26 protein-coding genes are annotated in these 26685 nt (G+C 58.5%); 14 read left to right on the top strand and 12 right to left on the bottom strand.

The window, feature by feature from the left end:
* Positions 1 to 55 precede the first annotated feature (55 nt).
* The gene (gene uvrD / locus LG290_RS16220) at positions 56 to 2257 is read left to right on the top strand and encodes a DNA helicase II (protein ID WP_160418451.1); all 2202 of its coding nucleotides are present in this window, start codon (positions 56 to 58) and stop codon (positions 2255 to 2257) included.
* Between the two features lie 119 nt (positions 2258 to 2376).
* Positions 2377 to 3465, top strand: a complete 1089-nt coding sequence (locus LG290_RS16225; protein WP_499837131.1) for a TRAP transporter substrate-binding protein — start codon at positions 2377 to 2379, stop codon at positions 3463 to 3465.
* A gap of 73 nt (positions 3466 to 3538) precedes the next feature.
* Here the strand turns inward: LG290_RS16225 and LG290_RS16230 are convergent, their stop codons facing one another.
* Entirely contained in the window at positions 3539 to 3961 is a 423-nt protein-coding gene (locus tag LG290_RS16230; protein WP_160418452.1) for an acyl-CoA thioesterase, read from the bottom strand.
* 245 nt (positions 3962 to 4206) lie between these two features.
* Between LG290_RS16230 and cysZ the strand changes: the two genes are divergently transcribed.
* Both cysZ and LG290_RS16240 read left to right on the top strand, forming a co-directional pair.
* The gene (gene cysZ / locus LG290_RS16235; RefSeq protein WP_499835672.1) at positions 4207 to 4938 is read left to right on the top strand and encodes a sulfate transporter CysZ; all 732 of its coding nucleotides are present in this window, start codon (positions 4207 to 4209) and stop codon (positions 4936 to 4938) included.
* Between the two features lie 83 nt (positions 4939 to 5021).
* Entirely contained in the window at positions 5022 to 5507 is a 486-nt protein-coding gene (locus LG290_RS16240) for a copper chaperone PCu(A)C (RefSeq protein WP_499835673.1), read from the top strand.
* Positions 5508 to 5530: 23 nt separating this feature from the next.
* Here LG290_RS16240 and ubiA read toward each other — a convergent pair whose 3' ends face one another.
* Both ubiA and LG290_RS16250 read right to left on the bottom strand, forming a co-directional pair.
* Positions 5531 to 6421 (bottom strand): 4-hydroxybenzoate octaprenyltransferase, encoded by an 891-nt coding sequence (ubiA, locus tag LG290_RS16245; protein ID WP_499835674.1) that lies wholly within the window; start codon positions 6419 to 6421, stop codon positions 5531 to 5533.
* A 59-nt stretch (positions 6422 to 6480) separates the two neighbouring features.
* Positions 6481 to 6972, bottom strand: a complete 492-nt coding sequence (locus LG290_RS16250) for a chorismate--pyruvate lyase family protein (RefSeq protein ID WP_499837132.1) — start codon at positions 6970 to 6972, stop codon at positions 6481 to 6483.
* A gap of 128 nt (positions 6973 to 7100) precedes the next feature.
* On the opposite strand from LG290_RS16250, the gene LG290_RS16255 reads away from it, so the two are divergent.
* The 4 genes from LG290_RS16255 (at position 7101) to yccS (ending at position 11346) form a co-directional block, all read left to right on the top strand.
* On the top strand, positions 7101 to 8273 hold the full coding sequence (locus LG290_RS16255) for an NAD(P)/FAD-dependent oxidoreductase (RefSeq protein WP_499835675.1): 1173 nt from the start codon (positions 7101 to 7103) through the stop codon (positions 8271 to 8273).
* 133 nt (positions 8274 to 8406) lie between these two features.
* Positions 8407 to 8679, top strand: coding sequence for an HU family DNA-binding protein (locus tag LG290_RS16260; protein ID WP_114485402.1), 273 nt, complete (start codon positions 8407 to 8409; stop codon positions 8677 to 8679).
* The gene (locus LG290_RS16265; protein WP_499835676.1) at positions 8679 to 9035 is read left to right on the top strand and encodes a hypothetical protein; all 357 of its coding nucleotides are present in this window, start codon (positions 8679 to 8681) and stop codon (positions 9033 to 9035) included. The genes LG290_RS16260 and LG290_RS16265 overlap by 1 nt, the downstream gene beginning before the upstream one ends.
* Before the next feature lie 76 nt (positions 9036 to 9111).
* Positions 9112 to 11346: a YccS family putative transporter gene (yccS, locus tag LG290_RS16270; RefSeq protein ID WP_499835677.1), complete on the top strand. Its 2235-nt coding sequence runs from the start codon at positions 9112 to 9114 to the stop codon at positions 11344 to 11346.
* Here yccS and recG read toward each other — a convergent pair.
* On the bottom strand, positions 11337 to 13418 hold the full coding sequence (gene recG, locus LG290_RS16275) for an ATP-dependent DNA helicase RecG (protein ID WP_499835678.1): 2082 nt from the start codon (positions 13416 to 13418) through the stop codon (positions 11337 to 11339). The two genes, yccS and recG, sit on opposite strands and share 10 nt — an antisense overlap.
* Positions 13415 to 14350, bottom strand: a complete 936-nt coding sequence (locus LG290_RS16280; protein WP_499835679.1) for a hydrogen peroxide-inducible genes activator — start codon at positions 14348 to 14350, stop codon at positions 13415 to 13417. The genes recG and LG290_RS16280 overlap by 4 nt, the downstream gene beginning before the upstream one ends.
* A gap of 124 nt (positions 14351 to 14474) precedes the next feature.
* Here LG290_RS16280 and LG290_RS16285 point away from each other — a divergent pair, with 124 nt between their 5' ends.
* Positions 14475 to 15356 (top strand): SDR family oxidoreductase, encoded by an 882-nt coding sequence (locus tag LG290_RS16285; protein ID WP_499835680.1) that lies wholly within the window; start codon positions 14475 to 14477, stop codon positions 15354 to 15356.
* 17 nt (positions 15357 to 15373) lie between these two features.
* Here the strand turns inward: LG290_RS16285 and thpR are convergent, their stop codons facing one another.
* From thpR to gmk, 5 genes are all read right to left on the bottom strand, one after another.
* The gene (gene thpR / locus LG290_RS16290) at positions 15374 to 15895 is read right to left on the bottom strand and encodes an RNA 2',3'-cyclic phosphodiesterase (RefSeq protein ID WP_499835681.1); all 522 of its coding nucleotides are present in this window, start codon (positions 15893 to 15895) and stop codon (positions 15374 to 15376) included.
* A gap of 5 nt (positions 15896 to 15900) precedes the next feature.
* On the bottom strand, positions 15901 to 16290 hold the full coding sequence (locus LG290_RS16295; protein ID WP_160418461.1) for a RidA family protein: 390 nt from the start codon (positions 16288 to 16290) through the stop codon (positions 15901 to 15903).
* 55 nt (positions 16291 to 16345) lie between these two features.
* Positions 16346 to 18481, bottom strand: coding sequence for a RelA/SpoT family protein (locus tag LG290_RS16300; protein WP_499835682.1), 2136 nt, complete (start codon positions 18479 to 18481; stop codon positions 16346 to 16348).
* Between the two features lie 22 nt (positions 18482 to 18503).
* Positions 18504 to 18764 (bottom strand): DNA-directed RNA polymerase subunit omega, encoded by a 261-nt coding sequence (rpoZ, locus tag LG290_RS16305; protein WP_114485411.1) that lies wholly within the window; start codon positions 18762 to 18764, stop codon positions 18504 to 18506.
* A gap of 79 nt (positions 18765 to 18843) precedes the next feature.
* Positions 18844 to 19476: a guanylate kinase gene (gene gmk / locus LG290_RS16310; RefSeq protein WP_160418463.1), complete on the bottom strand. Its 633-nt coding sequence runs from the start codon at positions 19474 to 19476 to the stop codon at positions 18844 to 18846.
* A 199-nt stretch (positions 19477 to 19675) separates the two neighbouring features.
* Here gmk and LG290_RS16315 point away from each other — a divergent pair, with 199 nt between their 5' ends.
* The 4 genes from LG290_RS16315 (at position 19676) to LG290_RS16330 (ending at position 23681) form a co-directional block, all read left to right on the top strand.
* On the top strand, positions 19676 to 20287 hold the full coding sequence (locus LG290_RS16315) for a DNA-3-methyladenine glycosylase family protein (RefSeq protein ID WP_499835683.1): 612 nt from the start codon (positions 19676 to 19678) through the stop codon (positions 20285 to 20287).
* A gap of 542 nt (positions 20288 to 20829) precedes the next feature.
* A complete protein-coding gene (locus LG290_RS16320) occupies positions 20830 to 22209 on the top strand; it encodes a trimethylamine monooxygenase (RefSeq protein WP_499835684.1) in 1380 nt (459 codons plus the stop codon).
* Between the two features lie 73 nt (positions 22210 to 22282).
* Positions 22283 to 23368 (top strand): DMT family transporter, encoded by a 1086-nt coding sequence (locus LG290_RS16325; protein ID WP_499835685.1) that lies wholly within the window; start codon positions 22283 to 22285, stop codon positions 23366 to 23368.
* 34 nt (positions 23369 to 23402) lie between these two features.
* Positions 23403 to 23681, top strand: coding sequence for a hypothetical protein (locus LG290_RS16330; RefSeq protein ID WP_499835686.1), 279 nt, complete (start codon positions 23403 to 23405; stop codon positions 23679 to 23681).
* A 305-nt stretch (positions 23682 to 23986) separates the two neighbouring features.
* Here LG290_RS16330 and LG290_RS16335 read toward each other — a convergent pair whose 3' ends face one another.
* Positions 23987 to 24865 (bottom strand): YicC/YloC family endoribonuclease, encoded by an 879-nt coding sequence (locus LG290_RS16335; RefSeq protein ID WP_499835687.1) that lies wholly within the window; start codon positions 24863 to 24865, stop codon positions 23987 to 23989.
* 116 nt (positions 24866 to 24981) lie between these two features.
* Here LG290_RS16335 and rph point away from each other — a divergent pair, with 116 nt between their 5' ends.
* Complete coding sequence (rph, locus tag LG290_RS16340) at positions 24982 to 25719, top strand: ribonuclease PH (RefSeq protein ID WP_499835688.1); 738 nt, start codon at positions 24982 to 24984, stop codon at positions 25717 to 25719.
* A gap of 113 nt (positions 25720 to 25832) precedes the next feature.
* Here the strand turns inward: rph and LG290_RS16345 are convergent, their stop codons facing one another.
* On the bottom strand, positions 25833 to 26600 hold the full coding sequence (locus LG290_RS16345; protein WP_499835689.1) for an exodeoxyribonuclease III: 768 nt from the start codon (positions 26598 to 26600) through the stop codon (positions 25833 to 25835).
* Positions 26601 to 26685: the final 85 nt, after the last annotated feature.

Here is a 26685-nt window from a genome sequence, read left to right on the forward strand (position 1 = left end):
CCCAACGGCGTCTGTGCTAGAATGAGCGCCCATTTTCGACCCGGCAGCGGCCTGTATGGAAGACGTCACGGCGATTCTCGATTCCTTGAACCCCGACCAGCGCGAGGCGGTCAGCGCCCCCCAGGGTAATCTTCTGGTGTTGGCCGGTGCAGGCTCGGGCAAGACCCGGGTGCTGGTACATCGCATTGCCTGGTTGATGCAGGCCGAAGGCCTTTCGCCTTATGCGTTGCTGGCGGTGACCTTCACCAACAAGGCCGCCCGCGAGATGCGTACCCGCCTGGAAGTACTTCTCGGCATATCCCTGCGCCATGTATGGGTGGGCACCTTTCACTCCATCGCCCATCGCTTTTTGCGTACTCACTGGCAGGCGGCGCGTCTGCCGCAAAATTTTCAGATCATCGATTCCGACGACCAGCTACGCCTGGTCAAACGGCTTCTCAAGGATTATTCGATCGACGTGGAGAACTTTCCGCCACGCCAGGTGCAGTCGTTCATTTCCGGCTGCAAGGAAGAAGGCCTGCGCGCCCAACAGGTGGACGTTCACGGCGATGCCTATCTGGGCCAGATGGTCGAATTGTACGAACGCTACCAGCTGACCTGTGAGCGGGGTGGGCTGGTCGACTTCGGTGAACTTCTGCTGCGAAGCCTGGAGCTGCTGCGCGATAACCCTACGCTTCTGGCCCACTACCGCGAACGTTTCGGCCATGTGCTGGTGGACGAGTTTCAGGACACCAATACCCTGCAGTACGCCTGGCTCAAGCTGCTTACCGGCCAACAGACGCCGATGACGGTGGTGGGCGACGACGACCAGTCGATCTATGGCTGGCGCGGTGCCAAGGTAGAAAACATCCGCCGCTTCGAGCAGGAATTTCCCGGCACCCATACCGTGCGCCTGGAACAGAATTACCGCTCCACCAGCGCAATTCTGGATGCCGCCAATGCCCTGATCAGCCACAACAGCGAGCGCATGGGCAAGAAGCTGTGGACCGAAGGCGCCCAGGGCGAGCCGATTTCGATCTATGCCGGTTTCAACGACCTGGAAGAAGCGCGTTTCATCGTCGAGACGATCAAGGAAAAAGTCGCCGAAGGTTTCCTGCGCCGCGAGATTGCCATTCTCTACCGTTCCAACGCCCAATCTCGCCTGCTGGAGGAAAGCCTGATCCGCCAAGGGGTGCCTTATCGCATCTATGGCGGCCACCGTTTCTACGAGCGCCTCGAGATCAAGAATGCCCTGGCGTACCTGCGCCTGTTGCTCAATCGCGACGACGATGCCTCGCTGGAGCGGGTGATCAACGTGCCCACCCGGGGTATCGGTACCCGCACGGTGGAAATTCTGCGCTTTCGTGCCCGCACGGAAAATGTCTCGTTATGGCAGGCGCTTCACGATGCCTTGGCCGACGCCACGCTCAAGGGCCGCGCCGCCAATGCCATCCAGGCCTTCGCCAACCTGATCGAGCGCCTGGACAACGACTGTGCCGGACTCTCCCTGCATGAAATCATCGATCATGTGATCACCCATACCGGCTTGATCGAACATCACAAGAGCGAGCGCGGTGAGAAAGGCCAGGCCCGGGTGGAAAACCTCGAAGAGCTGGTCACCGCCGGTCGGGCCTTCACCCAGGGTGACATCTTCGAACCGCCGGTGGCGGGGGAAGGCATGGCCGCCCTGGAAGCCTTCCTGTCGGAAGCGGCACTCAATGCCGGCGATCATGAAGCCGATGAGTTCGAGGACAGTGTCCAGCTGATGACACTGCATTCGGCGAAAGGCCTGGAGTTTCCCGTGGTGTTCATCGCCGGCGTCGAGGAAGGGTTATTTCCTCACAAGATGTCGCTGGAGGAACCCGGCCGCCTCGAAGAGGAACGACGCCTGTGTTACGTGGGTGTGACCCGCGCCATGCATAAGCTTTACCTGACTCATGCTGAAACGCGCCGCCTGCACGGTAAGGAGATTTTTCCGCGGCCCTCGCGTTTTTTGCGCGAACTTCCCGAGCATCTTTTGGAGGAAGTGCGCCTGCGCGGCCAGATCTCTCGGCCGGTCACCGCCTCCCGCCCGTCACCTTTTGCTCAGCAAGGCGTTGATGGTGGTGATGATTTGCCCAGCCTGCATGTAGGCCAGCGGGTCAGCCATCCCCTGTTCGGGGAAGGCGTGATTCTCAATGCCGAAGGCGAAGGGGCGCGAGCGCGGGTTCACGTCAGTTTCGAAGGCGAAGGCGATAAGTGGCTGGTGCTGGGCTTTGCCAAGCTGACGCCCCTTTGAGTGGGGTAATCTGCTTGCCCGACAAAACCGCCATGACGCATACTGATCGCCGGACATATGCATGTCATCTTGTGTATATGTATAAAAAATCAGACAATTTCCGGAGTCACTCTGCCATGATGCAACGTCGCAACTTTCTCAAGACCGTCGGTATCGGTGCCGCCGGCGTCGCTGCCGCGCCCTTTGTTTCCACTGCCAGTGCCCAGGAAACCATCACCTGGGATATGGTCACCTCCTGGCCCAAGAACTTTCCGGCGCTCGGCACCGGTGCCAATGATTTCGCTGCACGTATCGAAGCGCTTTCAGGCGGACGCATGCGTATTCGCGTACACGGCGCCGGTGAACTGGTGCCTGCGATGGAAGTCTTTGACGCCGTGGCGGCGGGCACCGCTGAAATGGGGCACTCGGCTTCTTATTACTGGCGCGGCAAGGTCGCCGCCTCCCAGTTCTTCACCGCCGTGCCTTTCGGGATGAATACCACCGAAACCAACGCCTGGTTGTACCATGGCGATGGGCAGGATCTGTGGGACATGATCTACGCCAAGCACAACCTCAAACCCTTTGCGGTCGGCAATACCGGTGCCCAGATGGCGGGCTGGTTCAAGAAAGAAATCAACTCGCTTGAAGACATGCAGGGACTCAAGCTCCGCCTGCCCGGGCTTGCCGGCGAAGCCATGAACGGCATCGGCGTTACCACCGTGAACATGCCGGGCTCGGAAATATTCACCTCCATGCAGACTGGCGTCCTGGATGCCGCCGACTGGGTAGGTCCGTATAACGACCTGGCCTTCGGCCTGCACCAGGTGGCGGATTATTACTATACGTCGGCATGGAACGAGCCCAGCGCAATTCTGGAAGGCACCGTCAATCTGGATGCCTGGAATGCGTTGCCCGACGATCTGAAGGCGATTGTCACTGAAGCCGCTCGCGCGTCCAACCTGGCAATGATCAGTGAATTTGCCTTCCGCAATGCGCAGGCCCTGGACGCTTTGGTCAATGAACACAACGTCCAGCTGCGCACTTTCCCAGAAGACGTCATGCAGGCCCTGTATGAATCATCGCAGATGGCGATTCAACAGCAGGTCGAGGCCGACGAGGAATCACGCATGGTCTACGAATCCTACGCAGCCTTCCAGAAGCTGGTGCGTCCGTTCACCGACATAAGTGAATACGCTTACCTGAAAAACCGCGATAACGTCATTTCCTGACACTAGCGAGACAGTCAGTAGAGGCTCCGCCATGGCAGAGCAAGGGCGCCTTCCGGGCGCCCTTATTGGTGGCTCAAGCGTTGTCATCCTGTACAGCGCGAATCCGACCATTATCATCCAGTGCCACCATCACGAAGCGGGCCTCGGTGACTTTCTGACGTTCGTCCAGGCTGCAGCCATGAGGCGGACGCACCCACACTTCTACGTCTATCTTGATTGAACTGCGGCCAATCTCACGCACCGCCGTATAAACACTCACCATTGACCCTGCCCGCACCGGGCTCAGGAAATCCATGGCTTCGATAGCCACCGTTGCGGTACGCCCACCGGCTTTGCGTCCCGCGGCAAGCTCTGCGGCCTGATCCATGTGGCTGACAAGCCAGCCCCCGGAAATATCGCCGTATAAATTGGTATCCTGGCGCGCTGCCAGAAGCTTCAAGGTGAGCTGCCCTTGGGGAGCCGGTGCATCATCCAGATCGGTTTCAAGAACGTTCATGGTCGCTTCGCTTTACAAGGTTATTGTTATACAAGAGAAAAAGGGTAATCCAAATCGGGTGCGAGACTATCACAACCCCGGCAACATGGCGTAAAAGTGCGGTAGGATGCCTCTTGGCTCGATTTGCTGCATTGCAGTAAACTGAGTCTTCAGTAAAGCACAGGATCCAGACGTGGTGAAGACCCTCCGTCCCACACGGCTAGTGCTCAATGTATTTATATTGCTCCTCTTCTGGGACACCACCCATGCTGAATGCTTCCACCGCCCTCCTTCGGGGAACCCGCCTGGTCTATAGCCGGGGGCTACGCCGTTACGTCTTCATTCCCATCCTGGTCAATCTGCTGGTCTATGTGAGTATGCTGCATTATGTCATTACTCACTTCGGCGGCTGGCTCGAAGGATGGATGGCCATGGTGCCCGCTTGGCTCGACTGGCTATCCTGGCTGATCTGGCCGTTATTCATGCTGAGCCTGGTGGTGGTGGTGTTCTTCACCTTTACCTTGGTCACGCATTTTATCGCCGCCCCTTTTTACGGTTTCCTGGCCGCCAAGGTAGAAATTCAGGCGACCGGACGTCAGCCTCTGGATGATCGTGGTCTAGCCAGAACGGCCGTGGATGCCTTGGGGCGCGAACTGGTCAAGCTGGCGTATATTTTACCAAGGGCCGTCCTGCTGTTCTTTATTAGCTGGATTCCCGGTCTCAACCTGTTCGCCCCCTTGCTCTGGGCGCTGTTTTCCGCTTGGGTCATGGCGATCACCTACCTTGACTATCCGATGGATAACAACAAGGTTACCTTCGCCGAGATGCGCAAACGTTTAAACGCCCGTTGGTGGCAGAGCCTAAGCTACGGCGGGCTGGTCATCCTGATTACCTGGCTACCCTTGGCCAACCTCTTCCTGATTCCCGGCGCCGTGGCTGGTGCCGTATTGATGTGGGATCGCCATTATCGTGAGCAACGCGACATGGTGACCCAGTAACGCCTTTTTCTGGATGGCAGCGCTATGATGTCGTCTGGCAATTCACTGCTCACTTGCTCAAGCTCACTTACCCAGGACAATTCATGATGCGCTTTTCTCTTGTGGCTCTTGTCACCGCAGGCCTGCTCGCCGCGGGTGGCGCGCAGGCTCAGGATGTAAGCCCTGAAGGGCTACGTCTGTTGCACCCGTTTGCCACCCCTACGCCACCCAGCGTGCCTCATGGTGCGGCGTACCTGTCCATTAGCGTGGAAGACGATACCCCGGCGGTCCTCGTCGGTGCCCGTACCCCCGTCAGTGAGAGCGTGGAAATACACGACATGAGCATGGACGATGGCATCATGCGCATGCGCCGTATCGAGCAGCTCGAAGTGGAACCCGGCACGACCCAAGTTATGCGCCCCGGCGGCGGCTATCATCTGATGTTGATGAACCTGGTCAGCCCACTCCAGGCAGGCGAGCGCTTTCCGCTGACGCTTGAGTTTGCTCACCGCGGCGATATTGAAGTGGAAGTTGACGTACAGGCCCCACCGGAAGATAGCTCAATGGGTATGGAGCACGGTCAGCACTGAGGCACGCCTGGCCCGAGCGGCCTTTATGTGCCGCTCGGCCACAGGCTCAGAGCGATGCCGGCAAAGACCAGCAGACCCGACCAGTGATTGTTCAAAAACGCCTGAAAGCAACGGTCACGCTGACGATCGCGAATCAGGTACTGCTGATAGATAAAGGTCGCCGCTATGGCGGCCAGCCCCAGCCAGAAAAAACCGCCCAGCGCCAGGCGAACACCCACCCAACCCAGCAATAACAAGGTGACTAACTGCAGTACGCCGATCATCAGACGATCGGCCCGGCCGAAGAGTACGGCGGTCGATTTGATGCCGATTTTCAGGTCGTCCTCACGATCGACCATGGCGTACTGGGTATCGTAAGCCACCGTCCAGGCGACGTTGGCGGCAAACAACAGCCAGGCTTCGAGGGGCACGTGACCCAGAACGGCGCCGAAGGCCATGGGAATCGCCCAAGAGAACGCCGCCCCCAGAAATGCCTGAGGAAAATGCGTATAGCGCTTCATGAACGGATAGATGAACGCCAGCACCACCCCTACCAGCGACAGCATGACGGTAAACAGGTTGGTGAACCACACCAGCACGAAGGCCGCCAGCACCAGCATGACGAACAATGCCTGCGCCTCACCCTCCCCGATACGCCCGGTCGCCAGGGGGCGATGCTTGGTGCGTTTGACGTGGCCATCGAAGTGTCGGTCGGCGTAATCATTGATCACGCAACCGGCGGCACGCATCAGATAAACCCCAACGATAAAGATCAGCAATACATCGCGACCGGGAATCCCCTCGGCGGCCACCCACAGCGCCCAGAGCGTCGGCCACATCAAAAGCCAAGTGCCGATCGGGCGATCCAGGCGCATCAGGTGCAAGAAATCGGGCACGCGCGCCAGTCCCGAAGGCCGCAGCAGGGAACGATCCATGATTACCTCGTGAATAAAAACCATTGAGCGTGAATAGAAAAACCCATCGAGAGAGTAGCCTAGCGCGAAGGCAGCGCCAGTTCATCCGCCATTTCGGTCAAAAAATATTCCTGCACCAGTAACGACAGAGCGCCATGGCGAAACACCGAACGCCGTGCCCAAGGGCCTTTTGCCTGAACAAGCTCCGCCTGAGCAAAGCGGGCCGAGTGATTGCTGACCTCCAGGGGGCCGCGCACCAGATCCGGCTGCTGGAACAACCAGCTGCCCAGCGAACGTTCCCCAAGCCGCTCCAGGCGTTGCCCGCGCAATTGGGAAAGCGGCGCCACCGAGCGAGCCACCACCCAAGGCGTCTCGTCCAGGCACAGCGCCACTTCCCGCAACCAGGCATGCCGGCCCAGGGGAATTCCCAGCGTCCGAGCCTCATCGGGTAAAGGGCGCCCCACTTCCTGGCGCAGCAGCTTGACGCGAAAAGCTCGTTCTTTGCCCGCTCGGGTCAAGCGTGTGGTCAGCGAATCGGTGGATGCGACCCACTGCCACCAAGCATGACTCATGGCCGGTCGCGCCGCTGCCACCGGACACCAGACAGGAAAAATAACATCAAGCGTCACTGCGCTCTCCGCAAAAAATAGCCGTGCGCCTAGTGTAACATGGTGGCCAAACAGGTTTTTCAGGTGAAACTATGCACGCTTCCAACCACCCCTTGGTGATAGTCGGCAGTGGTATGGCCGGTGTCGGCCTGGTACGCGCCCTCAGAAAACACGATACCCAACGTCCGATTACCGTGATCAGTCGTGACAGCGGCAACGAATATTCCAAACCGCTGCTCTCTACCGGTTTCGCCAAAGGGCTTTCGCCTGAAAGCCTCGCGGTACGCTCTGCCTTTGACTTGGCGACACAACTCGATATTAGCGTAATGCCGCATACCTCGGTCACTGGCATCGATGTTGCGCGGCGTGAACTGCTTTTCGCCGATGATACGCACCAAGCCTATAGCGACCTGGTGCTGGCCACCGGTGCCGCACCGCGGGTACCTTTTGTGATTCCTGAAGCGCTAACCTCGCGCCTGTTCACGATCAACGACCTTGACGACTACCATCGATTTCACACAGCCCTGAGCCAAATTAACGGTTCAGTGCGGGTGGCGATCATTGGGGCCGGCTTGGTGGGCTGTGAATTCGCCAACGACTTGCATGCCGGTGGGCATCAGGTACGTATTATCGCCCCGGAGGCCGCGCCCTTACCCCGTTTATTGCCACCTCCGTTAGGCAAGGCACTGGGCAGCGCCTTCGTCGAGGCCGGTATTCACCTTGAATTGGGACGCACCATCAACGAGCTGGCCCTCTCCGGCAACGACGTCAGCATTCACCTGGATAATGCGGCCATCGTTACGGCGGATATCGTGCTCATGGCCACCGGCCTTGCACCGCGCAGCGAGCTTGCGCAACGTGCCGGCATCCATGCCGATGACAGCGGCATTCACGTGGATCGTACCCTACAAACCTCCCAGCCCGGAATTTATGCGTTAGGCGATGCAGCCTGCGTGGATAGCCTCAATGCCATGTACGTTCAGCCGCTACAAGCCAGCGCCAAGGCACTGGCAGCCACCCTGAGCGGCACGCCCACCAAGGTAAGCTTCGGCGCTTGGCCGGTCATCGTGAAAACGCCGCTGCTACCGGTAGTTGCCTTGCCGCCACTTCAGCGGCCTGCGCACTGGCGAATCGAAGGCGAAGGACGCAATTTCAGTGCCTTGGCCGAAGACAAAGACGGACGTTTGATTGGTTTTGCGTTGACAGGCAGCTGCGTGAGAAGGAAAGTGGAGCTTTCCAGAGCGGCACCAGCACTGCTAGGCTGATTTTCGTTACATTCAAGGCTAGGCTGGGTAAGCCTGTTACGCTCGACTTGCTGTTACCCGGGTTGTCGTTCTAACGCCTCGTTAGCAACAAGCATTTTATTTAACCACTGCCATCGCTACAACGGAGTCCCCCATGCGCAAACCCGAACTCGCTGCTGCCATTGCCGAAGGTGCCGATCTGTCCAAGGATAAAGCCGGCCAGGTACTTAACGTGATCCTCGACGAAATCACCAACAGTGTCGCCCAGGGCGATGACGTGGCCTTGATCGGCTTCGGTACTTTCACTGTGCGTGAACGTGCCGCTCGTACCGGCAAGAATCCGCAAACCGGCGAGCCATTGCAGATCCCCGCCAGCAAGAACGTAGCGTTCAAGCCCGGCAAAGCGCTCAAGGACGCGGTTTCCTGATGAAGCTGAAACTGACGCTGTGGTTCCTGGGCTTTCTGCTCAAGCGAGCCCTGCGTCGCAAGCCGCGCTTTCGCGAGCAACTTGAGCGCATGCGCGGCCTGGATTGGGGCGTTGCTACGGAAGACCTGACGGTCGCCCGTTATTACCGCATGACGCCCAGAGGTATTATCACCGGCAAAGGACTGCCGGTGGATCTTGATCTCGAGCTACGCTTCGATGACCAGGACACCGCACTAGAAATACTCAAGAAACCCACCCAAAAAGCCTTTCTCGATGGCATGATGACAGGCAAGGTACGCTTGGTCGGCGACTCATCCGACATGACCAAGCTACAGAAACTGCTCAAGCACTTGTGAACGTTCAAGCAGTTGTGAATGCTCGAGTCGTCCATACCCGCCCTCAAGGGCTATACGTAAGTGCCACTTAACTACCATGTCGATTTCGCTCTCATTGTCCTTGCGGCGTCTCTGGACGCTCGACAAGTTCGCTTACAGCCTGCGGGTTTTCCTGGCGTTTAGCGGTATCATCACGCTGGGCTGGGTGCTGGACGAGGCGGCACTGGTGATTCCGCTATTTCTGGGGATCAGCGCCAGTGCCCTTTCGGAAACCGACGACAGCTGGCAAGGGCGGCTCCAGGCATTATTGGTGACGCTTGCATGCTTCGCGATTGCCTCGCTAAGCGTGCAATGGCTCTACCCTTGGCCCTGGTTATTCGCCCTGGGGTTGGGAGCCACGACGTTTACTCTGATCATGCTGGGGGCGATAGGGCAACGCTTCGCCACCATCGCCGCCGGCACCCTGATTCTCTCCATCTATTCGATGATCAATATCGAACATCATGGCGGCGTGCCCGAGGAGACTCCTTGGCGTCAGCCATTGCTGCTGCTTGCCGGCGCGGCCTGGTATGGGGTGATATCGGTCGTGTGGTGTGCGCTGTTCGAGCGCCAGCCCCTCAAACAAAGCATGGCGCGGGTCTACAAGGAACTGGGCAAATACCTGATCCTCAAATCGGCGCTGCTCGAGCCACTCCGCGATGTGGATATCGAAGGGCGACGCCTGGCCCTGGCGCGCCAGAACGGCCAGGTGGTCGAGGCACTCAACCAGGCCAAGGAAATGATCTTTCGCCGCCTCGAAGGCCAACGCGGTGACCACAAGCTCAACCGTTATCTGCGCATTTACTTCGCCGCCCAGGACATTCACGAACGGGCAAGCTCAACCCATTATCCTTATGCCGCCCTGACCGAAGCCTTTTTCCATCACGACGTTCTGTTTCGCTGCCAGCGGCTGCTCGACCAACAAGGGCTGGCCTGCAAGCGTCTGGGCAAGGCGCTGCTGCTCAACCGCCCTTTCGATCATCGCCAGAGCGAACAAGCCCTCCTGGATCTGCGCGCGTCGATCGACAACCTGCATGCCATGCGTGAGCCACGCTGGCGCGAGCTGCTGTTTCCGCTGGAGGCACTGGCCGATAACCTCGCCACCCTCGAAGAACAGCTGGCCACCGCGCATAACCCCGATGTCAGCGACACCCGACGTAATGAGGGCCTGTTCGACCGTTCACCTTCCAGCCTGAGCGATGCCTGGGAGCGCATTCGGCTGAACCTGACGCTGGGTTCGCCGACCTTCCGCCACGCACTGCGCCTTTCAATCGCTCTGTTGGCAGGCTACGGCTTGATGCGCCTGATCGATCCCGAACAAGGCTTCTGGATACTGCTGACCACCCTGTTCGTGTGCCGACCTAATTTCGCCGCCACCCAGCGTTTTTTCACTCAACGCATCATCGGCACCGTGCTCGGGCTGGTCGCCGGCTGGGCCTCGATCACACTGTTTCCCCATCCGCTGGCCCAGAGCTTGATTGCATTGATCGCCGGTGTCGCATTTTTCGCCAACCGCGAGGAACACTACATCATCGCGACGGCTTCGATCACCCTGCTGGTACTGTGCAGTTTCAATCAGGTAGGCAGCGGTTTCGATCTGATCTGGCCGCGTTTGTTCGACACCCTGCTGGGCGCCGCGATCGCTGGTCTTGCGGTGTTCTTCATCCTTCCGGATTGGCAGGGGCGACGCCTGTATCGTCAGGCGGCGGATGCCTTGAACGCCAACCGGCGTTATCTGGAAGAGATCATTCATCAATACGAAGCCGGCAAGCAGGATGATCTGGCCTATCGGTTGGCGCGGCGTGACGCCCATAACGCCGATGCCGCCCTGTCCACCATGCTCACCAATATGCTGCATGAACCCGGGCATTATCGTAAACACGATGCCGACGACGGCCTTCGTTTTCTGGTGTTGGATCATACCCTGCTGAGTTATCTCTCGGCGCTGGGCGCCCATCGTCATCGTCTTACCCAAGAGGAAGACAAGGCCACCCTGATACCGGTGGCACGGCGCATCGACGAGCTACTGGCGTACTGCGCCGATCAGCTGTTGCATCGTCAACCCATCAGAACGCTGGAAGGAGATGTGGAAGCGTTGCTGGTACAGCTGGATGGCGAGCCGTCCCGGACGCCTTCTCCAGACAAGAACCAGGCAGTCGTCGCCTATCGACCGGTGCAGAGCCAGCTCCGCTTGATTTGCCGCCAACTGGTACCCCTAGGCGATGCGGCAAATCGCTTGATCCTCAAGCCAGAAGCCAACCCCTCACCCGACCTTGACGCCTCTCACACCTGACCGTAGCGCCCCGCTTCCTCTCCCAGCCAGCGGCGAATCAGCACCGGGGCAGCCTCAGGCGCCTGCGCCTGCATTGCCCGGGCCAGCGCACTCACCTGATCCAGAAGGTCAGCATCGCGTTCCAGGTCGGCGACTTTCATCTGGGCAAGGCCCGTCTGACGGGTGCCCAGCACTTCGCCGGGGCCGCGAATTTCCAGATCCTTTTCGGCGATACGAAAACCATCGGTGGTTTCGCGCATCACTCCTAGTCGCTTGCGGGTGCCATCGGTGAGGGGCGGATGATAAAGCAGCACACAGAAGCTTTCGGTACTCCCCCGGCCCACTCGGCCGCGCAACTGATGCAGTTGGGAAAGCCCCAGGCGCTCGGGATTTTCGATGATCATCAAGCTGGCATTGGGCACGTCCACTCCCACTTCGATCACCGTGGTCGCCACCAGCAGATCCACCTCGCCTGCCTTGAACGCTTCCATCACCGCGGCTTTTTCGGCCGCCTTCATGCGTCCATGCACCAAGCCGATGGCAAGTTCGGGAAGGCCCTGAGTCAGTTCCTCAAGGGTGGCTTCCGCAGCCTGGCATTGCAGAACCTCGGATTCTTCGATCAGGGTACACACCCAGTACGCTTGGCGACCTTCGCTGCAGGCGTTGCGAATGCGCTCGACCACTTCAGGGCGGCGTTCATCCGGCACCACCACGGTTTTGACCGGGGTACGCCCCGGCGGTAGTTCATCGATCACCGAGACATCCAGATCGGCGTAGGCGCTCATCGCCAGGGTGCGCGGGATGGGCGTGGCAGTCATGATCAATTGATGCGGCGTCAGCCCCCCGGCTTCGCCCTTTTCGCGCAGCGCCAGGCGCTGGTGAACGCCGAAGCGGTGTTGCTCGTCGATAATCGCCAGACCCAGTCGGTGGAAATGCACATCGCCCTGAAACAACGCATGGGTGCCCACCACCATTCGGGCGCGCCCGTCGGCAATCGCCGCCTTGGCGTCCAGCCGCGCCTTGCCCTTGAGTTTGCCGGCAAGCCAGGCAACGTCGATCCCCAAGGGCTCGAACCAAGCACGAAAGTTGCGGTAATGCTGCTCGGCGAGAATTTCCGTGGGAGCCATGATCGCCGCCTGGCAGTTGCCTGACAGCGCGGAAAGCGCCGCCATCGCCGCCACCACAGTCTTGCCCGACCCCACATCGCCTTGCACCAGGCGAAGCATGGGCGCAGGACGTGCCAGGTCATGGGCGATCTCATCCAGGACGCGACGCTGGGCGCCGGTCAGCGAAAAAGGCAATTGCGTCAGAAAGCGCGCCTGAAGATTACGCCCCGACGGCAATACCGGGGCACCATCCGCCTGGATACGCCGCCTTACCTCACGCAAGCTGAGCTGATGGGCCAGCAACTCTTCCAGTGCCAGGCGCCGGGTCGCGGGGTGATGGCCGCTGGCGAGTCTCGAAAGGTCGGTATCCGGCGGAGGCTGATGCAGAAGATGCAGGCATCGCTGCAGCTCGGGCAGGCGAAAGCGTTCGCGAAGCGGCTCGGGAATCATGTCCGGCAAGGCCTGTGGCTCTGCTTCCAGCAGTGCCAATGCCTGTTGAACCAAGGCCCGCAACCGTGGTTGATTCAATCCTTCGGTGGTGGGATAGACCGGCGTGAAATACTCCTCCACCGGCGGTTCGGCATTGCCCGTCAGACGATATTCGGGGTGATACATTTCCAGCCCGGTGGCACCGGCGCGAGCTTCACCGAAGGCCCGCACCTGAGCGCCCGGGCGCAACTGTTGCTGTTGGGCAGGGGAAAAATGAAAGAACCGCAGGCTGAGAATACCCGCACCATCGCGCAGGCGCACCAGAAGGCTGCGCCTTCGTCCCTTGACCACATCGCAGGCGGTCACCTCCCCTTCCACCACCGCCTCCTGCCCCGCCTTCAAGGTCCCGATAGGCGTAATACGCGTACGGTCCTGATAACGCAGCGGAAGATGAAACAGCAGATCGGCGACCGTTTCCAGGCGCAGGCGCGCCAGTTTCAGCGCCAGGGCGTCACCGACGCCCTTGAGTGAGGTGACCGGCGCCTGAAGGGAATTCATGCCAGCGCCGAGGGGACGGTGGGCTTTTTGGGTTGACGACAATGCGCAATCGCATTAGCCAAGGCATCGATGGCCTTGGGCCGGGGAAAGCTCGCTCGCCAGGCGATCGCCACGGTACGCGACGGTGAAGGCTCTGCAAACGGGCGGCTCACCAGCATGGCGCTTTCATACTGCTCGGTGCCCAATGCCGATTGCGGCAGCACGGTAATACCCAGACCGGAGGCCACCATATGGCGAATGGTTTCAAGCGATCCCCCTTCGGCAATCAGGGTGTTAGTGGGGCTATTGAGCTTTTGGGTAATCGCCGGACAGGCCTCGAGTATCTGATCGCGAAAGCAATGACCCTCTCCCAGCAACAACAGGCGATCTTCCAGCAGGTTTTCCTTGTTAATGGTCTGGCGTTCCACCCAGCGATGATTGGCAGGCATCAGCACTTCAAAAGTTTCATCGTAAATCGGCTTGGTCACCACATCGGTCTCGGTGAACGGCAAGGCAATGATGATTACATCCAGCTCGCCACTTCTCAGCTTGCGCCGCAGGTTTCCGGTCATGCCTTCTTCAATGTACAGCGGCATTTGCGGAGCGGCCCTGGCCAGCGCCGGGATCAAATGGGGGAAAAGATACGGGCCGATGGTATAAATCGCACCGATGCGCAGCGGGTTGGCCAGTTGGTCCTTGCCCGCACTGGCCAACTCATAGATGGTGCTGCTTTCTTCCAGCACCCGTTGCGCCTGAATAATAATTTTTTCACCCAAAGGGGTGACTTGCACCGTGGACTTAGAACGCTCAAAAAGCGGGGTGCCCAGCTCTTCTTCAAGCTTTTTCACCGCCACCGACAGGGTGGGCTGCGAGACATGGCAACGTTCCGCAGCACGGCCGAAATGCTGTTCTTGAGCTAAGGTTACGATATAGCGGAGTTCTGTTAGAGTCATAGCAGTGCCAAATGGCATCCTCGCTTAGCAAGCACCGACGTTAGCAGGTCAAGCCTGATGAAGACATGATGTCTGATACAAACTTTGCATCTGATAGGGAATATTTATCAAGGGAGCAAGTAAGGTGAAGCTAACCACATTAATTATCGGCTGTGGCGATATCGGTACCCACTTGGGTAAACAACTGGTGGCGCAAGGCCATCGCGTCATCGGGGTACGCCGTAATACCCAAGCCTTGCAGAAGACCGGGATCAAGCCGTTGGCGCTGGATCTCGATGCGCTGGATACCAGCAAGCCCACCGCCTTGCCCCACGCCGATTATGTGATTTACGCCGTGAGTGCCGACCGCTTCGAGGAAAGCGCTTATCAGAGCGCCTATCCAGAAGGGTTGAAACGCGTCCTCTCCATTCTGGAGCAACAGGCTACGCCACCCCGGCGCGTGTTCTTCGTCTCCTCGACCAGTGTTTACGGCCAGCAGGAAGGCGAAGTGGTCAACGAGGAGAGTCCCACGGACCCCACCAGCTTTTCCGGCAACTTGATGTGTCAGGCCGAGCAGGCCCTTTGGGATCATCCGCTGCCCGGCACGGTGGTACGCTTTTCCGGGATTTACGGGCCGGGTCGTGACCGTTTGATTCATCAGGTAGCGGAAGGCCGGCTCTCGCCGGTCACGCCGGTGATCTACTCCAACCGTATTCATCGCGACGACTGCGCCGGTATTCTCGCGCACTTGATCGAACGCCAGGAAAACCATCAGGATGTAGCCTCGCTTTATCTGGGCAGTGACAACGAGCCCGTTACCCTGCACAACGTCATGCTCTGGCTGGCGCAACAACTCAAGGTGGAAGCGTCCGATACCATGCAGTCGCCCTTGCGTCGGCGCGTCAGCAAGCGCTGTGACAACCGCTGTATTCGTGAGTCCGGTTATACATTCCGCTACCCGACGTTTCGCGAAGGCTATAGCCAGGTGCTTGAGAAAGGCGGTTTCCTGACTTCCGAAAAAGCCTGACGACAGCCCAAGGCCACTCAATCAATAGTCGATTTCGAGTGGGCCAGGGTCGAATAGCAAGCGCCCCGATTATCGGTAACCGAGTGCACAAGCTCAAGCCGGTGATAGTGCCATTCAAGCTCGAATTCGGGCAGTGGCGTGGTTTCCAGAGAGTCGGCTCGCCGCAACAATGTGACATGCGGTACATAGTCGACGGGACGCCCTTGGATGCCGCGGCTTTCAAGCGCATCCCATAGCCGTTGGTGCAAGTGTGTCAACGCAGAATCAGGGCGTTGGCCACCCACCCAGACAATGCGAGGCCCACGAAAGCTGCCCCAACTGTCCAGACGCCAGCGGCCCGGTTCAATCGAAAGCCCCTGAACCCAGAACCCAAGTTCCACAGCGCGTGCCTTTTCCACCTCACCGATAAAAGCCAGCGTAAGGTGCATGCTCGGCTCAGGAATACGCCGCCCGCCGCAATGGGTGTGGGCGATACCGGCAAGTTGCCTGAGCCGCTTACGCAGCTCGGGCGGGGGCACCAAGGCCAAAAACAGTCGCATCCTGGTTAGTCGCCGATGACCATGACGGCTTCCGCCTCAACCTGGCTGCCCTTGGGCAGTGCCTTGATGCCCACCGCCGCACGCGCCGGAAAAGGCGAGGAGAAAAACTCCTCCATAACGCGATTGACGATGGCGAAGTTGTCCAGATCAACCAGATAGAGGTTGAGCTTGACGATGTCGCTCAATGAACCGGCGGCTTCTTCACATACCGCCTGCATATTCATGAACACTTGGCGTGCCTGAGCTTCGAAGTCCTCGGAAACCAGTTCCATCGTGGCGGGATCAAGCGGAATCTGGCCAGACAGATAGACGGTGTTACCGGCCTTGATGGCCTGAGAATAAGGACCAATGGCCGCAGGGGCTTTGGCAGTATTGATAACAGCCTTGTTGCTCATGTTGACTCCTTGAAAGTCTTTGAGAAGGTCTTTGAGAAAGTCTTTGAAATAGCGCCTAATTCACAACGCGAGTAATCTTTTCCACGTTAGGCATATTACGGATACGCTTGATGATCCGCGCCAAATGCACACGACCTTTTACCGCCAAGGTAAGATGAACCGTGGATAAGCGCACGTCGCGTTCCTCGATACCGATATGCTCGATATTGGCATCGGCATCGGTCACCAGCCCCGCCAGTTCAGCCACCAGGCCGCGACGACTCTCGATTTCAATGCGCAGCCCTACCGGGAAGTCCTCATTGATCTCATCGGACCATTCAAGAGTAAACAGCTTGTCGGGATCATTCTTGTGCTCGGCAATATTGCGGCATTCCGCACGGTGAACGACGATTCCCTTACCCACCGAAAGATGGCCGACCACAGGGTCGCCCGGCAACGGATGACAACAACGCGCGAAGTTTATCACCATGCCTTCACTGCCACTGATGACGAACGGTCGCAGTCCTTCACGCATATCCGAACCCTGTCCGGAAGGCATGCCTTGCTCCATATTCAACAGGCGCCTGGCCACCACATTAGACACACGAGTACCGAGGCCGATCGACTCCAGCAACGCCTCTTCGTTGGGAAGCTCCAGCTCGACCAGAAGCCGGGGCACGACGTCATCGCTCAGCTCTTCCAGACTGGTATCAAACTCCGCCAACGCCTTGTTGAGTAAACGGCGGCCCAGTTGGCCGGCTTCTGCCTGGCGTTGGTGCTTGAGCGCATGACGGATGGCGGAACGCGCCTTGGCGGTGGTGACGAAATTAAGCCAGGCCAAGTTGGGCCGTGCCCCGGGCGCGGTAATGATTTCCAGTGTCTGGCCGCTTTCCAGACGCGTGGAAAGCGGTGCCAGGTGGCGGTCGATACGACAAGCAATGCAGTTGTTGCCGATATCGGTATGCACGCTGTAGGCGAAGTCGATCACCGTGGCGCCCTGAGGCAGCTCCATGATGTCGCCCTTAGGCGTGAATACGTAGATATCGTCGGGGAAAAGATCGTTCTTGACGTGCTCGATGAACTCCAGCGAATCCCCCGCATGGCGCTGCATTTCCAACAGCCCCTTGACCCAGGCCCGCGCCCGGGCGCGACTGCCTTCGGCGATAGGATGGGTGGTCTGTCCGGCTTTGTAGAGCCAATGCGCGGCAATCCCATTGTTGGCCATGGCTTCCATTTCACGGGTGCGTATCTGTACCTCGATAGGCATGCCGCCTGAGCCGAACAGAGTGGTATGCAGGCTCTGATAGCCGTTGGCCTTGGGAATGGCAATATAATCCTTGAACCGCCCCGGCACCGGCTTGTAGCGATTGTGCACGATGCCGAGAATGCGATAACAGCTGGCCACGTCTTGGGTAATGATACGGAAGCCGAACACATCCATGATCTCGGCGAACGGCTTGCGTTGGTCGCGCATCTTCTTGTAGATCGACAACAGATGCTTCTGCCGCCCGATCACGGTCCCCGCAAGCTGTTCGTCGTCCAGGCTTTTCTGCAAGGTGCTCTGTACTTCGCGAATGGCGCTGCGACGGTTGCCGCGTGCACTGGACACCGCCCGCTTGATGCGCTCGGCACGCATCGGGTGAATGGCCTGGAACGACAGGTCTTCAAGTTCCACGCGGATGGTATTGATGCCCAACCGCCCGGCGATACGTGCATAGATTTCCAGCGTTTCCCGGGCAATGCGGCGTTTCTTGTCGGGGCGCAAGGCGCCCAGGGTGCGCATGTTGTGCAGGCGGTCGGCAAGCTTGACGATGATCACGCGAATATCGCGAGACATCGCCAGTACCATCTTCTGGAAATTTTCCGCCTGGGCGACGGCCTTGTCCTCGAAGGTGATCTGGGTCAGCTTGGAAACGCCGTCGACCAGCTCCGCCACTGGCTTGCCGAATTGCTCGGCCAAGGCCTCCTTGGAAACCCCGGTATCTTCAATCACGTCATGCAGCATGGCAGCCATCAGGCTCTGATGGTCCATGTGCATGTTGGCGAGGATGTTAGCGACTGCCAAGGGATGGGTGACATAGGGCTCACCCGAGCGCCTGCGCTGGCCATCATGAGCCTGCTCGGCGTAATAGAAGGCGCGCTTGACCTGCTGGATCTCTTCCTGGGGAAGATAGCCACCGAGACGATCACCCAGGTCATCAATGGTAAACATTCACCGCGCCTCTGTCGTAAGGTTACTCGTCGATGTGCGCGCTGGGGGCCAACGCCGGGCGTGTACGTACCGGTGCTTCGACGGGTTCGTCGAGAATGGTGTGATTCACCAGCCCTGCTGCGATTTCGCGCAGAGCCATCACCGTGGCCTTGTCGTTTTCCCAAGGCAGCATGGCATCGCGTGAGCCACGCGCCAGTTGACGGGCACGGTGAGTGGAAATCATCACCAGTTTAAAGCGGTTTTCAACGTTCTCGAGACAATCTTCGACGGTAACACGTGCCATGGGGACCTTCCTGTAATGACGAAACCGGGCTGGCCCGATAGGCCAGCCCAGTAAACAATGGGGTAGTTAACTGACTAGATTACTCGACCCCGGGCTCGGGTGACAAGAGCGCAGCCAGTAAAGGGGCGTGATGACATTGCATGCACGCCAGCGTCAAGCGGCGGCTGATCACCAGGGACTGAAGTTCTTGCAGTGCCGTGGTGAAGTCATCGTTAACCACCAGATAGGCGTACTCATCATAGTGCGCCATTTCATTGACGGCTTCACGCATGCGCTGGGCAATCACCGCGTGCTCGTCGGTGCCCCGGCTGGCCAAGCGGCGTTCCAACTCACTGCGCGAAGGCGGCAGAATAAAGATGGACACCGCTTCGGGCATCTGGGCACGTACCTGGCGTGCTCCCTGCCAGTCGATTTCCAGAATCACATCCTGACCGGCATCCAGGATGGTCTGCACGGCGCGGCGCGAGGTGCCGTAATAGTTGTCGAACACCTTGGCATACTCGAAAAACTCACCGCGCTCGATCATCGCCTCAAAGCCTGGCACGTCAACGAAATGATAATTCACTCCGTTCACTTCGCCTTGCCGTTGCGCACGGGTGGTATGGGACACGGAAACCTGTATCCCGTCCAGGCTTTCGATCAATTCACGTACCAGGCTGGTCTTGCCGGCACCCGAAGGGGCTGAAACGATAAAAAGCGTACCTTGAGACATGAAGCGCTTCCCTGGTATTGGCGAAGGTATTTGTGAAAATATTGGCGACGAAAAGCAGATCAGCTGCGGGAAAGCCCGCAGTATCGCACATTATTCCCCTCAAGCTGTAGGGCTTGTCTTTCCCGTGATATCGCCATACCGTCCAAGGACAAACGATACGTAACGTTCATTCTCCTTCATTTTTCAAACCGGAAAGGTTATGCATACAGTAGCTATCGAACGCGGCATGCAGGCGCTGGTGCTCGCCGACCCGGATATCGCCCGCACCTATCCGCTGGTGGGCGCACCTTCACCTCGCCAGCGCGACCCAGGCTTTGCGACGTTTTTCTCGACCATCGTCAGCCAGCAGATTTCCACGCAAGCCGCCCGTGCCATCATGGGCCGCGTAAAACTGCTGATCCCGGAAATATCTACCTCAGCAGTGCTCGAAGTCGACGGTCAAGCCCTGCGTGATGCGGGGTTATCCTGGCGCAAGGTGGAATACGTGAAAGGCCTGGCCGACGCCGTGCATACAAAGGTGTTTGATGCCGAGGAACTGGACATACTGAATGATGACGAGGTGATTGCGGCCATTACCCAGCTACGCGGCTTCGGTCGCTGGAGTGCGGAAATCTACCTGATATTCTCGCTCAAGCGCACCGATATCTTCCCCGCAGACGACCTTGCCCTGCGAGTGGCGCTGGGCCGCCTGAAAGGCATGGACGATAAACCCACCCCCCAACAGGCGCGCCAGCTGGTGGAACACTGGGCCCCTTGGCGCAGCGTGGGCTCGCTGTTTCTGTGGCACTACTACCACGGTGAGCCGCTGTAGGGATCAATAGCATTTCGTGAAGCCTTGTGCCCCACACCTCTGTTTCAGTATCTGAACACCCGGACTGTCATGGGCCTGACCGGTTGGGCCTAAACAGTCCGAATGCCCTGCTGGCGTTGCAGCCAAGGACCCGCCGGATGCTGACTCACAACCCGTAAGAACATCAGTTCTGTGTTAGGGTAGCTGCTCTGAACGACTGAAGCATATCAAAAAGCAGCAACGCGCTGCCTTTCCCGACGACTTCGAGCGCTTCCCCTACTGGCGACGCTTCGACATCTTGCAGTACAGCCAACACGGCTAGAACGATGATTTTCCGCCCTGAAGCGAATTGCCTGAATTTCTTGGCAAACGGAGCCTCTGGTTTATTTTTACGCCCGCAGTTAATCCTGCATTTGGCGCGCGCCTGCGTGGACCTCTTTTGCGTGGACCTCTTTCCAGGGGTTATCGGGTCCTGTTCTTAGCAAGGCGGTGACCAGCCACGACTATTTTTTCGTCGAACCAGCCAAGCGCTCGCTCGTTCAGACGATCAACAGAGAAACACTATGAGTTTTCGAATTGCCATCCTTGGGGCCGGCCCCAGCGGACTTGCCCAACTCCGTGCCTTTGAAGCGGCACGCCTCGCCGGCACCGAGATTCCCGAGATCGTCTGTTATGAAAAACAGAGTGACCTGGGCGGAATGTGGAACTACACCTGGCGCACCGGCCTTGATGCCTACGGTGAGCCCGTGCACGGCAGCATGTATCGCTACCTCTGGTCCAATGGCCCCAAAGAATGCCTGGAGTTTGCGGACTACAGCTTCGAAGAGCATTTCGGCCGGCCCATTCCCTCCTACCCGCCCCGGGCGGTGCTCCGTGATTACATCATGGGGCGAGTCGAGAAGAGTGGTGCGCGACAGTATATCCGTTTCAATACGGCGGTTCACTGGGTGGACTATACGGAGGAAACCGGCAAGTTTGCGGTCACTGTAAGGGACCTCAAGCAGGATGAGCTATGCACCGAAGAGTTCGATTATGTGGTGGTGGCCACTGGCCATTTCTCTACGCCTAACGCACCTTATTTTGAAGGGCTCAACCAGTTTCCGGGCCGCGTCATGCATGCCCATGACTTTCGCGACGCCTGCGAATTCGCCGGCAAGGACCTGCTGCTTATCGGTAGCAGCTACTCCGCCGAGGACATCGGCACCCAGTGTCACAAATACGGCGCGAAATCGGTCACCTTCAGCTACCGCAGCCAGCCCATGGGCTTCGACTGGCCAGACTCTTTTACCGAAAAGCCACTGCTCATTAAAGTGGTCGGCAAGACGGCCTACTTCAAGGACGGCAGTAGCCAGGAGGTGGATGCCATCATTCTCTGCACCGGCTACCAACACCACTTCCCGTTCCTGCCGGACGAACTGACCCTGAACACCCATAACCGGCTCTATCCAGAAGGCCTGTACAAGGGCATCTTTCTGGCGAAAAACCCGAAGCTGGTATTCCTGGGCATGCAGGACCAGTACTACACCTTCAATATGTTCGATGCCCAGGCCTGGTACGCGCGGGACGTCATGCTGGACCGCATCACCCTGCCGGATGAAACCGCCATGGCCGCCGACAGCGCGGACTGGATCAGCCGGGAACAGAAAGTCGACAATCCATTCCAGGCAATCGACTTCCAGGCCGCCTATATCCGTGATCTGTTGCAACCCACCGATTACCCCGCCTTCGATGTCGAGGGCGTGGCGGAAATCTTCAAGCAATGGGAGCACGATAAAGAGGCTGACATTCTGGGTTATCGCAATAAGAGCTACCGCTCAACCCTCACTGGCACCCTGGCCCCGGTCCACCACACACCGTGGATGCAGGCGATGGACGATTCCCTGGAAACCTTTCTCAGCAAAGAGCCGGAAGTCGAGAATCAGGCCCTGGACGCGGTGCGCTAGGAAGGCCGTTCGCCACCGCAGCGCGGCTGTCTCTGTCGCGCACGCCATTTAGTGTTATTGAAAGGAAACGTTCATGACCAATACCAGCCTGACTCAGGCTCGTTCACGCTTTACCGCCAGCAGCATCCGGTGGGGCTTTATGTGGGCCCTCTGGTGCGCCGTGCTCTGGGGCGCCTGGTATATACCCGGTTCCGCCGTCTGGTTTGAAACGCCTTACGTCAACCTGAGCTATGACACCAATGCAGAGTTTCTGCTGGCGGCAGCGGTGCTTACGACGTTCAATGCCATCGCCGTCCTGTTCTTTCTCTTTGTCTGGAATGGGGTACTGGGTAAATGGGGCGAATACGGCCGCACCATTCGGCAGATGCGCAACATCTCCAAGTGGTTCTTTATCGGTGCCATCTTTGGTGGCCCCATGGCCATATTCGGCTCCTATCTGGCCATCGGCTACATTGGCGGGGCCTTCGCTGCTATCGCCGCGCTGATGTATCCGATTATCGGTGCCACTCTGGCACGCCTCTGGTATCAGGAAAAAATTACCAAGCGGGCGGCCATCGGTATCTTCATCATTCTCGCCGGCGGTGTAACAGTCTATGCGCCGGGCATCATAGGCGAACTGACCGGTACCGGTCAGAGCGGCTGGCTCGGCTACGTCGGCGGCGCCATGGCAGCCCTGGGTTGGGGCGTTGAGGGGGCCATTGCCGGACGGGGCCTGGATGTTGCCGACCCGGATGTGGGCATCACCGTGCGCTTTTCCGCCGAGGTGTTCTACTGGGTAGCGCTCATTCTGCCCGCTATCTACCTGTTCACCGACCAGCCCGTTGTCGAGTTGGTCGTCGCCACATTCAATTGGGCCGCCATTGGCTGGCTTATGTTGGCCGGGATCACCTTCGCCTTCTGCTATGTCTCCTGGTACAAGTCCTTCCCGCTCATCGGGGTGGGTCGCGGACAGGCGATTGCCTCGTTATACGGTCTTTTCGCCGTGATCTTCCTGGCGGCCTTTACCCTGCAGCTTCCAGAGTGGAATTTTCTGGCTGGGCTGGCGCTGTTCGTGATTGGCGGCTTCGTGATGTTTACCGAGAACGACGAGGTTCTTGAAGTCGTTCGTGCCGTCTCGAAAAACGCCGACGCCGAGACGGCCCACTCTCCCACCCATTGATCAACTGGCATGCCAACAGATGAAAAGATTGCACATGAAAGGCCGAATTCTCCAGCTAATCAATGCCAGACGCGATGAAGGCATCTGGGATTGGGAACTGACTGACGCCCTGATGAGTGAGTACGGTCTCACCAGTCGTTACTGGAGAGGCAATACAAGGGTGACCCTGACGGACCTGTTTTCCACCGGCATTATCGAAAGCGTTGAAGAGCAACTGGACGATCAGGGCTACTTCGGGGTAGGCCGGGTCCTGTTCAAGTTCCGGCTCAATGCCTTTGGCCGACAGCGCATGTTGGACACCGAACTGGCCTGACGACTGGGCTTTACCTAATTATTCAACTTCATGAGGAAATAATATGTCTGAGTTCTGGGGATTTCCGGGTGCCGATATCCTGGCAGTAGCGGTAATCATTGCTTTGAGTGGCCTGGCTTTATACCAGGCCCGCACTTTCGTTACCAAAATCTAAAGTATTAACCGGGCATTCACTTCAACCGGATGGCACTTGCTGGCCATGCACCGACTATTCAGTAATAAGCGGGCGCAAGCACACAGACAATTTATATCAAAAAAATTAATAAAAACATTAACTAATGAATAATCCTGGACACCATTGGGAGTCACTCAATATTTTGAATCTGCTCGCGCATCTGCTCGATCAGCACCTTGAGCTCCACTGCGCAGCGGGTGGTGTCGGCAACCACGGATTTCGATGAGAGGGTGTTGGCTTCGCGGTTGAGTTCCTGCATCAGAAAATCCAGGCGGCGGCCTTTGGGGCCCTTCTGACCCAGTTGATGCTCCACCTCGATGGCATGCGCTTCCAGGCGGTCGAGTTCTTCGTCCACGTCGGCTTTCTGGGCGACCAGCACCAGCTCGGCTTCCAGACGCTGGGGGTCGAGCTCGGTACGCGCGACTTCCAGACGCTCCCACAGTTGGGCGCGCTGACGCTCCAAAATCTCCGGCAGCAACCGGCGCACGGCAACCACTTGCTCGCGCACCCCCTTCAGACGGGCGTGAATCATCTCGGCGAGTTTTTCGCCTTCGCGGGCGCGAGCATCGAGCAGTTCATTCAGCGCCTGGTCAAACAGCGCTTTTGCAGCGGCTTTAATGGCCTCTTGATCAAGGTGCTGGCTTTCCATGACACCGGGCTGATTTAACAGCGCAAGCGTGGTGGGCGCCACGGCACTGGGTACCTGCGCTTGAACGGCGCTCAGGGCATTAGCCAGCGCCGCCAGCCGCGCCTGATTGACTGCGGGGGCTTGGGCGGTCTCGGCGGGTTCGAAGCGCAGGCTGCATTCCAGCTTGCCGCGTGCCAGATGGGTGCGCAGTGCTTCGCGCAGAGCGGGTTCCAGATCACGCAGGCTTTCGTGAAGACGAAAATGCGGCTCCAGATAGCGCTGATTGACCGAGCGTAGCTCGACTTGCAGGGTGCCCCACGGTGCCGCCTGCTCGGTGCGGGCGAATGCCGTCATGCTGTGTACTGAGAAGGTGTGTTTCATGCTGCTCCTTGTTCGGTCGACGGTTTGCGCCAGTCTATCCCATAAGGCCGGCCCAAGAGGTGTAGAATGGCGCTCCTTTGTTTTCCGCTATTCTCCCTCAAACCATGAGAGGTTCCATGCGCTCTGACGTTGTACGCCCCAGTGGGCGCCAGCCCGACCAGGCTCGTGAAATTACCCTGACCCGCGAATTCACCCGCCATGCCGAAGGCTCGGTGCTGGTGGAGTTCGGGGATACCAAAGTGCTGTGCAATGCCAGCGTGGAAGCCGGGGTGCCGCGCTGGTTGCGCGGCAAGAACCAGGGGTGGGTGACCGCCGAATACGGCATGCTGCCACGCGCGACGCACTCCAGAAGCGGGCGTGAAGCCACCCATGGCAAGCAAGGCGGGCGCACCCTGGAAATTCAGCGATTGATCGGACGCTCGCTGCGTGCAGCGGTGAACCTGAAGAAGCTGGGCGAGTTCACCATTACCATCGATTGTGACGTGATCCAGGCCGATGGCGGCACCCGCACCGCGGCGATTACCGGTGGCTGCGTGGCATTGGTGGATGCCTTGCGCTATCTGCAACGCGAGAAGAAGATCAAGAGCGACCCGTTCAAGCAGCTGATCAGCTCGGTCTCCGTGGGTATCTACAAGGGTGTGCCGGTGGTCGATCTTGACTACCCGGAAGACAGCAGCGCGGGTACCGACATGAACGTGGTAATGGCGGAAGACGGCTCGCTTATCGAGGTCCAGGGCACTGCCGAGGCGGGCACTTTCTCGCGGGCGGAACTCAACGCCATGCTTGACCTGGCCGAGCAGACAGGCAGCCAGCTACGCGACCATCAGCGGGAAGCCCTAGGCATTCGCAACTAGAACGCCATCCACTATGCCCATCATGCTGCACGCCGGCTGACAGCCGGCGTGCAGAGCGACGCAAGGTGTTTGGTGCTTTTGCAAGATCCTCAATGCAAGGTCTCAATGCAAGCTCAAAGGGTCAGGTCGTACTCGACGATCAGCGGGGCGAATTCCGAGAAAGTGGCGTCGTAGTCGATCCAGGCATCCACCACATGGCGGCGGAAATTGGGGCCGACCATTTGATAATCGATCCGCCAGCCTTCCTGGCGTTCACGCGGTACTTCCTGATCCAGCTTCGGCCACCAGGTATATTCACCGGCATCGCGATTGATCTCGCGAAAGGTGTCGATGAAACCAGTAGGGCCAAGCACCTGATCCATCCAGGCACGCTCTTCCGGGCGAAAGCCCGGGGTCAGCTGGTTATCGGACCAGTTGGTCAGGTCGATGGTCTTGTGAGCCACATGCCAGGTGCCGCAGATGATGTACTCGCGACGTTTTCTGGCCATCTTGCTCAAATATTCCTGGTACTGCTCCATGAACGCCTGCTTGGCTTTTTGATCGCTACCGTCAGGCATCAGGAAAGTGGCAATGCTGAAACGGTCGTAATCGGCCTGCAGAAAGCGGCCTTCCTGGTCACACTGAGAAAACCCCAGGCCGTACATGATGGCCTTGGGGATCTTGCGGCAATACAGTGCCACTCCGGAGAAACCGTCTTTCTCGGCATCCAGAAAGTAACCTTCGTAGCCTTCTGGATAGAGAATATAGTCTTCCAGCTCGAAGCTCTTGGCCTTGATGTTCTGCACGCAGATCACGTCGGCATCCTGCTGAGCCAGCCAGTCCAGGAAGCCTCGCTCGACGGCGTCACGAATACCATTGACGTTGATACTGGCAATTTTCATAGATCGTCCCTTTTGCGTCGCTGCTGTATGATACCCGACGTTTAGACGTTTGGGTAAACGCCCGCCGCAAAACTTGCCCAGTCTC

It is taken from the genome of Halomonas sediminis (assembly GCF_044871105.1).
Classification (GTDB): Bacteria; Pseudomonadota; Gammaproteobacteria; order Pseudomonadales; family Halomonadaceae; genus Vreelandella; species Vreelandella zhuhanensis.